Origin of the sequence: Microbacterium sp. (genome assembly GCF_031179285.1) — a bacterium.
GTDB lineage: Bacteria > Actinomycetota > Actinomycetes > Actinomycetales > Microbacteriaceae > Microbacterium.
The window spans coordinates 47,012-60,449 of sequence record NZ_JAPSHY010000015.1 but is presented as its reverse complement, the minus strand read 5'-3'; the positions used below and the strand labels follow the sequence as shown (position 1 = coordinate 60,449).

Annotated in this window: 15 protein-coding genes; 7 read left to right on the top strand and 8 right to left on the bottom strand. The window is 69.3% G+C overall.

Annotation, left to right across the window (positions count from 1 at the left end):
• Positions 1-40: 40 nt before the first annotated feature.
• The gene (locus RIN18_RS11025) at positions 41-583 is read left to right on the top strand and encodes a low molecular weight protein-tyrosine-phosphatase (RefSeq protein WP_375163521.1); all 543 of its coding nucleotides are present in this window, start codon (positions 41-43) and stop codon (positions 581-583) included.
• Positions 580-1,962: an adenylosuccinate lyase gene (gene purB / locus RIN18_RS11020; RefSeq protein WP_309104041.1), complete on the top strand. Its 1,383-nt coding sequence runs from the start codon at positions 580-582 to the stop codon at positions 1,960-1,962. Before RIN18_RS11025 ends, purB begins: the two co-directional genes overlap by 4 nt.
• A 157-nt stretch (positions 1,963-2,119) precedes the next feature.
• On the opposite strand, the gene RIN18_RS11015 is transcribed toward purB, so the two are convergent.
• Positions 2,120-2,476 carry a hypothetical protein gene (locus RIN18_RS11015; RefSeq protein WP_309104019.1) on the bottom strand — a complete coding sequence of 119 codons (357 nt, stop codon included), beginning with the start codon at positions 2,474-2,476 and terminating at the stop codon, positions 2,120-2,122.
• Positions 2,473-3,156, bottom strand: a complete 684-nt coding sequence (locus tag RIN18_RS11010) for an acyl-CoA synthetase (RefSeq protein ID WP_309104018.1) — start codon at positions 3,154-3,156, stop codon at positions 2,473-2,475. The genes RIN18_RS11015 and RIN18_RS11010 overlap by 4 nt, the downstream gene beginning before the upstream one ends.
• Positions 3,157-3,455: 299 nt before the next feature.
• On the opposite strand from RIN18_RS11010, the gene RIN18_RS11005 reads away from it, so the two are divergent.
• The gene (locus RIN18_RS11005; protein WP_309104017.1) at positions 3,456-4,367 is read left to right on the top strand and encodes a hypothetical protein; all 912 of its coding nucleotides are present in this window, start codon (positions 3,456-3,458) and stop codon (positions 4,365-4,367) included.
• A 102-nt stretch (positions 4,368-4,469) separates the two neighbouring features.
• Here RIN18_RS11005 and RIN18_RS11000 read toward each other — a convergent pair whose 3' ends face one another.
• Positions 4,470-5,306, bottom strand: coding sequence for a sulfurtransferase (locus RIN18_RS11000; protein WP_309104016.1), 837 nt, complete (start codon positions 5,304-5,306; stop codon positions 4,470-4,472).
• A gap of 255 nt (positions 5,307-5,561) precedes the next feature.
• Here RIN18_RS11000 and RIN18_RS10995 point away from each other — a divergent pair, with 255 nt between their 5' ends.
• Positions 5,562-5,915: a helix-turn-helix transcriptional regulator gene (locus RIN18_RS10995; protein WP_309104015.1), complete on the top strand. Its 354-nt coding sequence runs from the start codon at positions 5,562-5,564 to the stop codon at positions 5,913-5,915.
• A 107-nt stretch (positions 5,916-6,022) separates the two neighbouring features.
• On the opposite strand, the gene RIN18_RS10990 is transcribed toward RIN18_RS10995, so the two are convergent.
• From RIN18_RS10990 to RIN18_RS10980, 3 genes are all read right to left on the bottom strand, one after another.
• Complete coding sequence (locus RIN18_RS10990) at positions 6,023-6,619, bottom strand: ATP-dependent Clp protease proteolytic subunit (RefSeq protein ID WP_309104014.1); 597 nt, start codon at positions 6,617-6,619, stop codon at positions 6,023-6,025.
• Positions 6,616-7,230 carry an ATP-dependent Clp protease proteolytic subunit gene (locus RIN18_RS10985; RefSeq protein ID WP_309104013.1) on the bottom strand — a complete coding sequence of 205 codons (615 nt, stop codon included), beginning with the start codon at positions 7,228-7,230 and terminating at the stop codon, positions 6,616-6,618. The genes RIN18_RS10990 and RIN18_RS10985 overlap by 4 nt, the downstream gene beginning before the upstream one ends.
• 113 nt (positions 7,231-7,343) lie before the next feature.
• On the bottom strand, positions 7,344-8,567 hold the full coding sequence (locus tag RIN18_RS10980; protein ID WP_309104012.1) for a PLP-dependent aspartate aminotransferase family protein: 1,224 nt from the start codon (positions 8,565-8,567) through the stop codon (positions 7,344-7,346).
• A gap of 115 nt (positions 8,568-8,682) precedes the next feature.
• Between RIN18_RS10980 and RIN18_RS10975 the strand changes: the two genes are divergently transcribed.
• Positions 8,683-9,162 (top strand): Lrp/AsnC family transcriptional regulator, encoded by a 480-nt coding sequence (locus RIN18_RS10975; RefSeq protein WP_309104011.1) that lies wholly within the window; start codon positions 8,683-8,685, stop codon positions 9,160-9,162.
• A 22-nt stretch (positions 9,163-9,184) separates the two neighbouring features.
• Here the strand turns inward: RIN18_RS10975 and RIN18_RS10970 are convergent, their stop codons facing one another.
• Together RIN18_RS10970 and RIN18_RS10965 are read right to left on the bottom strand one after the other, a co-directional pair.
• Positions 9,185-9,625: a hypothetical protein gene (locus RIN18_RS10970; RefSeq protein ID WP_309104010.1), complete on the bottom strand. Its 441-nt coding sequence runs from the start codon at positions 9,623-9,625 to the stop codon at positions 9,185-9,187.
• A 176-nt stretch (positions 9,626-9,801) separates the two neighbouring features.
• Positions 9,802-11,271 (bottom strand): MATE family efflux transporter, encoded by a 1,470-nt coding sequence (locus tag RIN18_RS10965; protein WP_309104009.1) that lies wholly within the window; start codon positions 11,269-11,271, stop codon positions 9,802-9,804.
• A 165-nt stretch (positions 11,272-11,436) separates the two neighbouring features.
• Between RIN18_RS10965 and RIN18_RS10960 the strand changes: the two genes are divergently transcribed.
• Both RIN18_RS10960 and RIN18_RS10955 read left to right on the top strand, forming a co-directional pair.
• Positions 11,437-12,351 carry a DnaJ domain-containing protein gene (locus RIN18_RS10960; protein ID WP_309104008.1) on the top strand — a complete coding sequence of 305 codons (915 nt, stop codon included), beginning with the start codon at positions 11,437-11,439 and terminating at the stop codon, positions 12,349-12,351.
• A gap of 110 nt (positions 12,352-12,461) precedes the next feature.
• Complete coding sequence (locus RIN18_RS10955) at positions 12,462-13,430, top strand: squalene cyclase (RefSeq protein ID WP_309104007.1); 969 nt, start codon at positions 12,462-12,464, stop codon at positions 13,428-13,430.
• Positions 13,431-13,438: the final 8 nt, after the last annotated feature.

The window sequence follows — 13,438 nt, the reverse complement described above, 5'->3', positions numbered from 1 at the left end:
GGACTGTGCAGAAGCGGCGCCGTCGGTCACAATGGTCTGTGTGACATCCCCGGATCCCTTCCGCGTGATCTTCGTCTGCACGGGGAACATCTGCCGCTCGCCGATGGCAGAGGTCGTCTTCCGCGATCTCGCCGAGCGCCAGGGGCTGGGATCGCGGATCGTGTCGCGGAGCGCGGGCACCGGCGACTGGCACCTCGGCGAACAGGCCGACCGTCGCACCATCGATTCGCTCGCCCGCCGAGGCTACGACGGCTCCCATCACCGCGCGCGGCAGTTCACCGCGGCATCCTTCGCCGACAACGACCTCATCGTCGCGCTCGATCGCACCCACGAGCGCATCCTGCGCGAGTGGGCGCACGATGAGGACGAGGAGGGCAAGGTCACCCTGCTGCTCTCGTTCGCGCCGGATACCGGCCTCGACGTGCCGGATCCGTACTACGCGGGCGAGGACATGTTCGATTCCGTGCTCGGTATGATTGAGGCCGCGGCCCGGGGCCTGTTCCGCCAGCTCGAACCCGCCCTGCGTCTGAACCGCACGACGTCCCGCGTGATGCGGGACCCCGATCACGAGGACCTCTCCTGAACTTCCAGCCTTCGCTCCCGCCGCAGCCTCTGAGTCCTCTCGACGGCCGCTACCGTGCCGCCGTCACGGGTCTCGCCGACTTCCTCTCCGAGGCGGGCCTCAACCGCGCGAGGGTCGAGGTCGAGGTCGAGTGGCTCATCGCGCTCACCGACCGGTCGCTGTTCGAGACGTCGCCGCTCGCCGATGCCGACAAGGAGCGGTTGCGTGCGCTGTACCGTGACTTCGGGCAGGCCGAGATCGACTGGCTGGGTGAGAAAGAGGCGGTCACCCGCCACGATGTGAAGGCCATCGAGTACCTCGTGCGCGATCGGCTGTCGACCCTGGGGCTCGACCACGTCGCCGAACTCACCCATTTCGCCTGCACCAGCGAAGACATCAATTCGGTCTCATACGCGCTGACCGTCAAGCGCGCCGTCGAGAACGTGTGGCTGCCCGCCCTCGACGCGGTCATCGAGAAGCTCCGCGAACTCGCGGTCGAGCATGCGGATGCCGCCATGCTCTCTCGCACGCACGGCCAGCCGGCCACCCCGTCGACGATGGGCAAGGAGATCGCGGTGTTCGCGTGGCGCCTGGAGCGAGTGCGCTCGCAGATCGCGGCATCCGAGTACCTGGCCAAGTTCTCCGGCGCGACGGGCACCTGGTCGGCGCACCTCGCGGCCGACCCCGACGCGGACTGGCCCGGGATCGCACGTGAGTACGTCGAGGGGCTGGGGCTCGGCTTCAACATCCTCACCACGCAGATCGAGTCGCACGACTGGCAGGTGGAGCTGTACGACCGGGTGCGTCACGCCGGCGGCATCCTTCACAACCTCGCCACCGACATCTGGACGTACATCTCACTCGGGTACTTCGCTCAGATCCCCGTCGCCGGGGCCACCGGCTCGTCGACGATGCCGCACAAGATCAACCCGATCCGCTTCGAGAACGCCGAGGCGAACCTCGAGCTCTCGGCGGCGCTGCTGGGCTCGTTGTCGCAGACGCTCGTCACCAGCCGCCTGCAGCGCGACCTCACCGACTCGACCACGCAGCGCAACATCGGTGTCGCCTTCGGGCACTCCCTCCTCGCGCTCGACAACCTGCGTCGCGGCCTGAACGAGATCTCGCTCGCGCGTGACGTGCTGCTCGCCGATCTCGACGTGAACTGGGAGGTGCTCGCCGAGGCCATCCAGACCGTGATCCGCGCCGAAGTCGTCGCCGGCCGCTCGAGCATCAGCGACCCGTACGCGCTGCTCAAGGAACTCACCCGCGGGCACCGGGTCGGTGCCGCCGAGCTCGCCTCGTTCGTCGAAGGACTGGAGATCGGGGATGCTGCGAAGCAGCGCCTGCTCGCGCTGACCCCGGCCTCGTACACCGGCATCGCGGAGCGACTCGCCCGCTGAATCGGCACCCGAGCCGGTGAGCCGTGGCTCGCTCCGTAGGCCGAGGCTCGGGCGGTGGGCCGTGGCTCGCCTGCGTGGTGGTGCGCACTCGCACCGCGCTCACTCGCGCGGTGCTCGCCTGCGTGGTGGTGCTCACGCGTGAGGAGAGGCGGGTGAGCTATTCCTCGCGCTTGTCGTCGCCGGTCTCAGGATCGACGGGATCCGCGGGGTCCTCTTCGTCGTAGAGCACGGGCCGGTCGACGGTCTTGGTGACGTCGGCGGGATCGACGGCGAGGATCAGCATCGCGAGGATGAGCAGCGTCGCGATGAACGCGCCGCCGCCGACGACGAGGCCGAGCGCAATCGGGGTGAGACCGTCGTAGGTTCCCTGCGAGATGGCGATGTTGACCCGCGCGGTGAACGCTCCGGTCGTGATGAACGTCACGACCATGGCGAACACCCCGCACGCCAGCGCGATGCCGAGCAGATGCAGCGGCCGCAGGATGTCGCGGCGGGTGGGCTTGTCGTCGCTCATCGCTCTCCTCCGCGGTCGGCCGGCGCTGCGGCCGTATCGATCTCATCGACGACAGGCGCAGCATCCGCCTCCGCCCTCTTGTCGCCTTCGACCTCGGAACGCGGGCTCGGCGTGAGCCCGGCGATGCCGAGGAAGACCGCGACGACGGCCGCGTAGCCGCCGAACATGCCCACCCCCAGGATGATCCCGGTGAGCTGGAAGGTGCCGGCGCTCTCGATCGAGTACTCCTGTACGAGTCCCGCGGGAATGAGCACGAGCAGAAGGCCGAGGAGAACGCCGAAGGCCCCGACGGTGATCGCGTCGCGCGCTGTCGGATCGCCGGTGCGGCGCGTGCGGATGCCGCCGAACAGCTCGATGCCTCCGGTGAGAAGCGCCCAGGAGATCACGACGATGAAGAACAGGTCGTCGTTCCGCCAGGGCGGGATGCCGCTGATCATGCCGGCGGCGAATCCGAGCACCGCGATGATCACGTACGGCCAGCGGCGACCCGCGGGCAGCGCGAGCCAGGCGGCGAGAACGAGGACGAAGGCGCTGACGAAAGCGAATCCGCTGAAGACGGACAGGCCGACGGCCGCCGAGTGGTCGGGCGAGAACGTGATCATCAGCGCAGCGGCTGCGGCGAACAGCGCACGAAGCAGCTGAACGGTGCGCACGGTGATGGCGCGGGCAGGGGCAGACATGACGATGCGGAGTCCTCCGGGGTGTTCCCCCCAGTCTACGCGCGGGCGCAGAGCGGATGCGCCGGGCAGGAGGGCTTCGTGAAGCCCGGCGGATCTCCCCAGATCGATCGCCGGGCCCCACGAATCACGCAGCAAGGGGGCATCACTGCGTCTGGCCGAATCATTCGCAAAATCAGGCACCCTGCATGCATCGAAACAACCACGTGACCCCACAACTCACCCTGGTCCCCAGAAGTGTGCGCGTGCGGTCCTATGCTCAGACTAAAGGGGCGTTCTTCACATACCGGAGGGGGTCTGTGATGAAGACGGAAAAAGATGGACGCGAGGCTGGCGCCGAAGCGGTCGCCGGCGCACTTCGCGATGCCATCAATGCGCGCGGTGTCACATTGTCATGGCTGCAGGAGCAGCTCAGAGCCCGCGGAAACACCGTCTCGATGGCGACCCTGAGCTATTGGCGGTCCGGTGCGCGGCGTCCCGAAGGGGCGCAATCACTCGCAGCGCTCGCCGACATCGAAGACCTGCTCGGCCTCGAGGAGCGCGCTCTCACTCGGCTGCTCGGACGCTCGAACCGGACGGGACCCATCGCGTCCGCGCAGTTCCCCATCGACGAGATCGAACTGGAACGAGCGGTGATGGACGCGTATTCCGCCCTCGGCGCCACCTATCCCGACACCTCCCGCGAGCTCACGACCCACTCGGTGACCGACGTCGGTGCCGACGGCAGCGTACTCGGCTGCACGACCCGCAGCATCGTGCAGTCGACCTCGGGCACCATCACGGCGACGCCGTTCCTCGAGATCAACCCCGGCGTGTCGACTCCCGCCCCGATGATCACCGCCGTCTCCGGCGGCCGCATCGCGGCCTGGTACTCGCATCCGAACGGCGAGGTGCACGGCGCCCTGTTCGAGTTGGAGGTGCCGCTGACGGCGCCGAACACGACCGTCGTCGAATGGGCGGTCGCCTATCCCCCGGACCACCCGCCGACGCACGACACCGGTCATGCCGTCGACCGGCAGTGCCGGGAGCTGCTGGTCTGGACCCGGTTCCATCCCGACGCGCTCCCCGACTGGTGCGAGGAGCATGAGCAGACACCCTCGGGCACGGTCGTGCGGCCGATCGCGCTTGATGGGGCGACTTCGGTGCATCAGGTGCGCCGCGGGTTCGGCCCGGGGGCGCTGGAGCTGCGGTGGGGCTACGGACCTCGGGGCTGATTCGCTCCTGCCTTGCGCCTGAGACTGCAGATGCAGCACGAGAAACCACGCCACACGTGGTTTTTCATGCGGAAAGTGGTGTCTCGCGGCGAACGTGGTGTCTCAGCCGGGCTGCGGTCCCGTCGCCACCGGGCGCCCAGGCGTGTTCGACCATTGACTCCACGATCCGGGGAACACCTTCGCCGGGATGCCGATCGCATCGAGCACGAGCGCGGTGTGCGCGGCGGTGACGCCCGACCCGCAGTAGGCGGCCACCGGTGTTCCCGGCGTCACGCCGGCGGCGGCGAACGTGGCCCGAAGCGTCGCGGCATCGACCAGCCTGCCGTCGGCATCCAAATGAGAGGTCATCGGCACGTTCACGGCTCCCGGGATGTGTCCGGCGACCGGATCGAGCGGTTCGGTCTCACCGCGGTAGCGTTCGGCGGCGCGCACGTCGAGCAGCACCCCGGATGCCGGGAAGGCGGCAGCCTCGTCGATCGAGATCGCATCGGCGCCGATCTCGGTCAGGACGACATCGCCGCGGTCGAGTTCGACCTCGTCGGAGGAGAGTTCGTAGCCGGCGCCGACCCACGCCTGAAGGCCCCCGTCGAGCACGCGGACGTCGACGCCTGCCTGGCGAAGCAGCCACCACGCGCGCGCGGCGGACACACCCTTCGCGTCGTCGTACGCGACGACGACGTCGCCACCGCGAACGCCCCAGCGGCGCGCGGCCTCCTGCAGGCTCTCGGTGCTCGGCATCGGGTGGCGGCCTTCATGCGCGCGACCGTGCGCGGCGAGCTCCTGGTCCAGGGGCACGTACACCGCTCCTGGGATATGGCCGGAGAGGTACTCGGAGTGGCCGTCGGGACGGTCGAGCCGCCACCGCACGTCGATGAGCCGCACCGGGACGCCCGACGCGAGCAGATCGATCAGTTCGTCCACCCTCAGGAAGTTGCTCATCCATCGAGGCTATCGATCGCTGAGACCGCGTTGAAGCACGTCAGACAGCGGATGCTGCGTGAGGCACCACCCGACACGTGGTGTCTCACGCGGAAAGTGGTGTCTCATGCTGAAAGTGATGTCTCACGCGGAAACTGATGGCTCAGATCGGCAAGGTGTCTCACGCAGAGCGTGTTGTCTCACGCGGAACCAGACGTCATTCTGCTCTGAGCAGAACCGCTGGAGGCGCCGGGCGGGGCGGAGTTACCGTGAGGCATGGCCGAGCTCGTCCCGTTTCCCCGCAGTTCCCGTCCCCCGCGCCCGACGCTGACCGACCCGGAGCCGCTCTGGCGCCAGCTGCTCGGCGACCAGCTGCGTCGCCGGCGCCACGATCGGGAAGAGACCCTGACCGAGACCGCCGAGAAGGCCGGGGTGTCGCCGCAGTATCTCTCCGAGGTCGAGCGCGGGCTCAAAGAGCCGTCCAGCGAGATGATCGCGGCGATCGCCGGCGCTCTCGACACGACGCTGATCGAGCTGACCAGCGGTGTGGCCGACGAGCTGCGATCCGCGGCGAGCCCGGCATCCGCTGTCGTCTCGGCTTCCCGCGCGTCCTTCGCTCTCGCCGCCTGATCACGGCATCCGCTCGTCCTCCTCGCACCGCCCGCGCATCGCGCCCCCGGTGCACGGTCGAATCGCGATGATCCGACCCTGCACCGGGTGCAGCCGTGCAGTGAGCGTCAGGGACCGGTGCGCGCGCCCAGCACGGTGTCGATGAGCCCGTATTCGAGAGCCGTCGATGCCGTGAATACCCGGTCACGATCGGTGTCGGTGCGCAGTTCCGCCACTGAACGGCCGGTGTGCCTGGCGAGGATCGCCTCGAGGTCCCCCCGCATCCGCACCACCTCGTCCGCGGCGAGGATGAGATCGGGGATCGCACCGCGCGACTGCCCGGCCGGCTGGTGCAGCACGATCCGCGCATGCGCGAGAGCCGCCCGCTGACCCGGCGCACCAGCCGCGACGAGAAGAGCCGCCGGACCGATCGCCTGCCCGACGCAGGTCGTGGCGATGGAGGGGCGGATGTGCTGCATGGTGTCGTAGATCGCCAGTGCCGCCCCGGGGTCGCCACCCTCGCTGTTGATGTAGAACTGCACGGCTGCTTCGGGGCTGTCTGCATCCAGGTGCAGCAGCTGCGCGATCAGCGCGTTGGCGACGCCCGCGTCGATGCCGGTGCCGAGGTAGATGACGCGCTCCGCGAGCAGGTGGGAGTACACGTCCATGACGCGTTCTCCACGCGGATGCTGCGCGATGACGTTGGGGATCGTGTAGCTGCTCATGCCCCCACCCCCAGCCCGACCTTGGCGCGACGGCGCGGCATGACATCCGCCATCGAACCGACGATCTCGTCGATGAACCCGTACTCGAGCGACTGCTCCGCGGTGTACCACCGGTCGTGCAGCGAGTCCTCGAAGATGCGCTCCCGCGGCTGCCCGGTGTCGTCCGAGATCAGACCGAGCACGGTGTCTCGCATGTGACGCAGGTCGTCGGCCTGCGCCTCGATCTCGACCGCCGACCCGCCGATGCCGGCGGAGCCCTGGTGCATGAGGATGCGCGCGTGCGGCAGGGCCCGCCGCTTGCCCTTGGTGCCGGCCGAGAGCAGGAACTGACCGGCGCTGCAGGCGAGTCCCAGGGCGAGGGTGGCCACGTCGTTCGGGATCAGTCGCATGATGTCGCGGATCGCGAGCATCGACGGCACCGACCCTCCGGGCGAGTGGATCCAGAGGGCGATGTCGGTCGTGGCGTCCTCTGCCGAGAGTGCGAGCAGCTGCGTCATCAGCAGCGTGCCGTTGTCGTCGTCGAGGGCTCCGTCGAGCACGAGCACGCGCTCGTGGAAGAGGGCACGGCGGGCCTCCGGCCCGAACTGCGGAATGGGTTTGTCTTCGCTCATGTCCCCATGGTGTGTGGCGCCGGTCAGCCGCGGCCCCGTTTCTGCCCAGGGCCGATCTGCCGAGAGCGGATGGGGCGATCGATCCGCGCCCTGTCACCCTCAAGCGGGCGCCTTCAACCGGCCTCGGACATCGCGGCGCGCTCGGATGCCGGAGCGTCTGCACCGCCGAGGTCGGCGAACGCCCGGGCGAGATCGGCGATGAGATCATCGACGTTCTCGAGCCCGATCGACAGGCGCAGCACGTCTGCGGCCGGGCGCGCCTCCGGCGGGACCGGGCGGTGCGTCAGGGCGGCCGGATGCTGGATCAGCGAGTCGACACCGCCGAGCGACACCGCATGGGTGAACAGCGCGGTGGCACCGGTCACCGTGGCCGCGGCGGTGTATCCGCCCCGCATCCGCATCGCGATCATGGCGCCGGTGCCGCGCATCTGTCGACCCAGGATCCCGCGCGGGTCGCCGTCGAGACCCGGATAGAAGACCTCGGCGACCTCGGGCCGGTCGATCAGCCACTGCACGATGCGCCGCGCATTCTCCTGCTGCTGGCGCACTCGCACCGGGAGCGTCGTGAGGCCGCGGTGCAGCAGATAGGCGCCGAGGGGGTGGAGCAGCCCTCCGGTCACCGCTCGCACGCGCCGGAGCGCCTCGGCCGTGCTCTCGCTGCACGCGACCACGCCGGCGATCACATCTCCGTGTCCGCCGAGGTACTTCGTCGCGCTGTGCAGCGACATCGTCGCGCCGAGATCGATCGGATTCTGCAGCACCGGCGTGGCGAAGGTGTTGTCGACGACCACCGGAACGCTTCCCGCCTGGGCGACGATCGCGCGGATGTCCGCCAGTTCGAGTGTGGGATTCGCCGGCGTCTCGACGACGACCACTCCCGTGTCAGGACGGATGCGAGATGCCACCTCGTCCGGCTGGCAGTACGTGGTCTCGGCCCCGAGCAGCCCCGAGCCGAGCAGGTGGTCGGTGCCACCGTAGAGCGGACGCACCGCAACGACGTGGCGTCTGCCGACCGCGCTGGTGTGTGCGAGGATGACGGCCGTCATCGCCGCCATACCGGAGGAGAACGCGACCGCGGCCTCTGCATGCTCGAGCTCGGCCAGAGCGTCTTCGAAGCGCGCCACGGTCGGGTTCCAGAGCCGCGCATAGACCATGCTGCCGTCGGCCGGCGGACGGCCCCCGGTGGCCATCGCCTCGTACGACTCTCCCCCGCGCTCGATGTCGGGCAACGGGTTGGTCGTCGAGAGGTCGATCGGCAGGGCGTGAACTCCCATACCCTCGAGGTCGGCTCGACCGCCGCGTACGGCGACCGTGTCAGGATGCAGCGGCGCAGTCATCCTTCCAGGTTGCCGGAAGCACAGCAAGAACGGTGCAACTCGGCAGAAAGTGCGGGAAGTGTGCGTGAGTTCGATATTCTGTGCAACGAACCGGCCGCCGGAGGGGACGTCGTTGATGAGATCGCAGGACAGCGGCAACGCCCTCGACGAGATCGACCTGCAGCTGCTCGCCGCTCTCACGCGTGACGCCGACATCACGAACAAGGCGCTGGCGCACCGTCTCGGCATCGCGGAGTCGACGTGTGCGCACCGGATAAGAGCGCTTCGCACGCGAAAGGTGATCCGCGACACGCGCATCCGCGTCGACGAGGCTGCTCTCGGCTACCCGCTGCAGGCGATCATCAAGGTGCGCCTGGCGAACCACACCGGACCAAAGGTCACCGCGCTGTTCGACGCGCTCGCCGGCATCCCGCGCGTGCTGCAGGTGTTCCACGTGGCGGGCGTCGACGACTTCCTCGTCCACGTGGCAGTCGAGGATGCGACGGCCCTGCGCGACATCGTGCTCGAGCACATCACGATCCACCCGGTGGTGCGCGGCACTGAGACGCAGCTGGTGTTCGAACTGCGCGACGGCAGCGGTCTGCTTCCGGGCTAGACGCGCTGGGCGCTGGCGCCGATCAGGTGGAGCGGACCGGCCTGGTCAGCGCCAGGCCCCCCGTGCTCGTCGTCACCTGGCCGACGGCGGACGTTCGAGGGGATGGCGCAGCGGGCTTCCGGGCCGCCGGAGCGGGCGTCGTCGATGCGTTGCTGCGGGGGTAGGCGGGTTCCGGAGCCTGAGCCGTGCTCACGATCGCCCGCACCGTGCCGCCGAGCACCAGCATCGCGACGAGCGCGCCGGTCGCTGCCACCAGCGGCATCCACTCATTCGCGAAGGATGCCGTGACACTCAGCATCGTCGTGGGGATCCAGAGCCCCACGGCACCCCCGCTCAACCCTCCGGCGCCACGCGCGACGGCGATGCCGGCGATGACCGCGCAGATCACCGCCAATGCCGCGCCGACCCAGCCGATCGGAACCAGCACGGCCGACAGCGAATTGCTGACACCCAACGACGTCATGACGCCCCCCGTCCGCGGAATCTCCGCACTCTTCGACACTATGAAGCCGTCGAGGCGGCGGCATCCGTCTCAGGTGCGACGCGCGTCATCCTGCAGGAGGATCTTTCGTGCCGAAGGGCCGGCGAGGGGATGCCGAGGACGGCGCCTGGATGCCGGGGAAGACGCTCGAATGCCGGTTAGCGGCGCTTGAGCAGACGCCGGCGAGACGGCACCACCGGTACGGGCTGCGTAATGACCGCTTCGACATTCATCGACCCGTCGGTCGGGCCGACGATCGCGATCGCCGAGGTGAGTGTCGCCTCGGCGGGGTCGATCGGCAACCGGGCGAGTTCGCGATGCGCACGGATGTAGGCCGGCACCAGGAGCACGATGGCCCCGATCCAGGCCAGCGGGTTGCTCAGCGCGACACCGGTGAAGTCGATCAGCGCACCGAGGATGACAGCGGCGGCGACACGCATGACCAGTTCGATCACACCGGTCACGGTCGGCACGAGGGTGTGCCCGAGGCCCTGCAGGGCGCCGCGCAGGACGAACAGCATGCCCAGAGCCCAGTAGCCGCAGCCGTTGATGATCAGCATGAGGTGCGCCATCTCGACGACCTCGTCCGACCCCTCGCCGATGAAAAGGCGCACCATCGGAGTGCCGAAGGCGATCAGCAGCCCGCCGAGCACGACGGAGGCGCCGACCGCGAGCCAGGTGGCTTCGACCACGCCACGGCGGATGCGGTCGGGGCGGCGCCCGCCGTGATTCTGCGCGGTGTACATCGACGCGGCCAGACCGAGCGATGCCAGCATGGCGACGGCGAGGCTGTCGACGCGCGACGCGGTCGTGTAGGCGGCGACGGCATCGGCGCCCAGCGTGTTGAGGGCGACCTGGACGGTGAGGGTTCCGATCGCGATGATCGAGGCCTGGAAGCCCATGGGAAGCCCGAGGCGCAGGTGCTCGGCGATGTCGTCTCGAGAGACGCGCCAGTCGTTCTTCTTCAGGTGCAGCACCGGCACGCGCCGGCGCACGAACTCGAGGCAGAGTGCGACCGAGACCGCCTGGGCGACGACGGTGGCGAGCGCCGCGCCGCCGACACCCCAGGCGAGGGGGCCGACCATGAGGACGACGAGGCCGACGTTCAGGCCGCACGACACGGTGAGGAAGACCAGCGGTGTGCGCGAGTCGCCGATCGCGCGGATGATGGCTGAGAGGTAGTTGAAGAACATCGTGGCCCCCGCGCCGAGAAAGCTGATCTGCGTGAAGACGGTGGCTTCGGCCATGAGTTCGGACGGCGTCTGCAGCAGTGCGAGCACCGGAGCCGCGATCAGGGGCGCGCCGATCGTCAGGATGACGCTGGTGGCTCCGGTGAGGATGACTCCGGTCGCCACCGACCGCCGGACGGCGGCATCGTCGCGGGCGCCGAAGGCCTGGGCGACCGGGATCGCGAAGCCGCTCGTCAGGCCCCACGCGAATCCGAGCAGCAGGAACAGCAGGCTGCCGGTCGCACCGACAGCGGCGAGCGAATCGACGCCGAGGTGTCGTCCGACGACGATCGCGTCGGCGAACTGATACAGCTGCTGGACGACGTTGCCGAGCAGAAGCGGTATCGAGAAGGCGAGGATGACACGCCACGGGCGGCCCGTGGTGAGGGAGGTGGCCATGAGGGAGAGCTCGCAGGACTGGGGTGCGGATCGGGGGATGCGGCGCCGCGAAGCGCCGGTATTCGATTCTATCGAATCGATTCGGTGCCGCGCACCCGTGCGGCCTTGGCCGAGGTGCCGGGTGCGGCGGGATAACCTGGATGCCGCGGCGCCGGAGGGAGTGCGATGTTTGACAGTCCGCTCTCCGCCTCGGCGTATGAGGTGCTCGGCGTCGACCCTTCCGCGGGTCACGACGAGCTGCGGCGCGCCTATCGGCTGCGACTGCGCCAGACGCACCCTGACACCGGCGGCGATGCCGCCGTCTTCATCCAGGTGCAGCGCGCGTGGGAGTTGGTGGGGACGGCCGAGGCGCGCGCCGCCTACGACCGAAGGACCGGCGTCGCCACCGAGACGGTGTGGAGCGGATGGCGTCCGCCCGCCGCGCCCAGCGACTCCCGGCCTCGTGCTCGCTCCTACGGGCATCCCGGCGGCTGGCGCCGTGAGCGCTACCTCACGCTGATCCGGGAATGGGCAGGCCGTGGGGTCGAGGTGCCCGATCCGTACGACCCGGCACTGGTGCGCTCCGCGCCGCGGGAGCTGCGGCGCCTGCTCGCCGATGCCCTGGCCGAAGAGGCGACGGCCCGCACGGTCGCCGACCTCGGGATCGGCTTCACGGTGTGGCACGACGTCGCCGCCGGCGCGAGCGCAGAGGACAAGCTCGATCACGTCGTGCTCAGCCCGTCCGGCCTCTACGGCGTCATGTCGGAGGACTTCGGCGGCATCGTGGGCTTCCGCCGCGGCGAGATCACCGGCCCGAGCGTCGGCCACCGCGCGCCCGTCACGTCCCTGCTCGGGCGGATGCGAACGGTGGCGCGCGCGGCGAAGGTGAAGTTCGGGGGCGCGATCGTCGTACTGCCCGACGACGACCTCGCCCAGGCGGTGACGCCGCTCGGCGGCATCCGCGGTATCCCGGTGGTCGTCGTGCGCCGCAGCGCGCTGGCGATGGTGCTGCGCCAGGGGGTGCCCGGCGCCAGGGCGATCGGGGGCAATGAGCTCTTCGACGTGCGCACGCGACTGCAGCACACGGTCTCCTTCGTCTGACCTCTCTTTCCGCGAGACTGCACTTTCGCACCGAGGCCCTGGCTTTACGCCGCCCTCTCGGCGCGCAAGTGCAGTCTCGGTGCCGGACGGTGGCGCGGTACGGTACGGGCATGGTGATCGCATCCCGCGTGCTCGATTGGCTTCTCGACTCCGATCCTTCACTGCGCTGGCAGGTGCAGCGGGACCTCGTCGGTGCGCCCGCCGAGATCTGGCAGGCGACTCGAGTACGCGTCGCGCTCGAGGGTCACGGCGCCGCCCTGCTTTCGGCACAGGACGCGGACGGTCAGTGGGCAGGCGGTGCGTTCTTTCCCGCCGGCTTCTTCGGCAGCGCCGAGGCGGAACGTCCAGGGCAGCCGTGGGTCGCGACGACTTGGGCGCTGAAGGACCTCCGGGAATGGGGTCTTGACGCCGAAGCGCTCGTCGGCACCGCCGAAAAGCTTGCGGCGAACAGTCGCTGGGAGTACGACGACCTGCCGTACTGGGGCGGGGAGGTCGATGTGTGCATCAATTCCTACACTCTCGCCGCCGGTGCCTGGCTCGGGGCGGACGTCGACTCCCTGGCGCAGTGGTTCCCGGAGCACCGGCTGGCCGACGGTGGATGGAACTGCGAGGCCGAAGAGGGGGATTCGGTCCGCTCGTCCTTCCATTCCACCCTCAACGCCGCGCGAGGGATGCTGGCCCACGAGCGCATCACCGGCGACACCCGGTTGCGGGATGCGCGTCACGGAGGCGAGGAGTATCTGCTGCACCGGCGTCTGATGCGCAGGGCGTCGACCGGAGAGGTCGTCGGCGACTTCGTCTCGGACTTCATCCATCCCAGCAGGCACCGGTACAGCGCACTCGCCGCCCTCGACCACTTCCGCGAGGCGGCGCTGCACGACGGCGTAGCGCCCGACCCTCGGCTGTCAGAGGCCGTCGAACTCGTTCGACACAAGCGGCAACCGGACGGCACATGGCTGCAGGGCACCCCCCTCCCAGGGCGAACCTGGTTCGACGTCGATGCGTCGGAGGGTGAACCCTCTCGTTGGCTCACGCTGATCGGCACCCGCGTGCTCCACTGGTGGGACACCGCCAGCTGATCCCCTTC

Bases quoted from the DNA above. Each gene is read 5' to 3' on its own strand.
- RIN18_RS10990 (WP_309104014.1), bottom strand. From the start codon at position 6,619: ATGAGCAGCTACACGATCCCCAACGTCATCGCGCAGCATCCGCGTGGA.
- RIN18_RS10970 (WP_309104010.1), bottom strand. From the start codon at position 9,625: ATGACGTCGTTGGGTGTCAGCAATTCGCTGTCGGCCGTGCTGGTTCCG.
- RIN18_RS11005 (WP_309104017.1), top strand. From the start codon at position 3,456: ATGAAGACGGAAAAAGATGGACGCGAGGCTGGCGCCGAAGCGGTCGCC.
- RIN18_RS11000 (WP_309104016.1), bottom strand. From the start codon at position 5,306: ATGAGCAACTTCCTGAGGGTGGACGAACTGATCGATCTGCTCGCGTCG.
- RIN18_RS10955 (WP_309104007.1), top strand. From the start codon at position 12,462: ATGGTGATCGCATCCCGCGTGCTCGATTGGCTTCTCGACTCCGATCCT.
- RIN18_RS10985 (WP_309104013.1), bottom strand. From the start codon at position 7,230: ATGAGCGAAGACAAACCCATTCCGCAGTTCGGGCCGGAGGCCCGCCGT.
- RIN18_RS11010 (WP_309104018.1), bottom strand. From the start codon at position 3,156: ATGTCTGCCCCTGCCCGCGCCATCACCGTGCGCACCGTTCAGCTGCTT.
- RIN18_RS10965 (WP_309104009.1), bottom strand. From the start codon at position 11,271: ATGGCCACCTCCCTCACCACGGGCCGCCCGTGGCGTGTCATCCTCGCC.
- RIN18_RS10980 (WP_309104012.1), bottom strand. From the start codon at position 8,567: ATGACTGCGCCGCTGCATCCTGACACGGTCGCCGTACGCGGCGGTCGA.
- RIN18_RS10960 (WP_309104008.1), top strand. From the start codon at position 11,437: ATGTTTGACAGTCCGCTCTCCGCCTCGGCGTATGAGGTGCTCGGCGTC.
- RIN18_RS10995 (WP_309104015.1), top strand. From the start codon at position 5,562: ATGGCCGAGCTCGTCCCGTTTCCCCGCAGTTCCCGTCCCCCGCGCCCG.
- RIN18_RS10975 (WP_309104011.1), top strand. From the start codon at position 8,683: ATGAGATCGCAGGACAGCGGCAACGCCCTCGACGAGATCGACCTGCAG.
- RIN18_RS11015 (WP_309104019.1), bottom strand. From the start codon at position 2,476: ATGAGCGACGACAAGCCCACCCGCCGCGACATCCTGCGGCCGCTGCAT.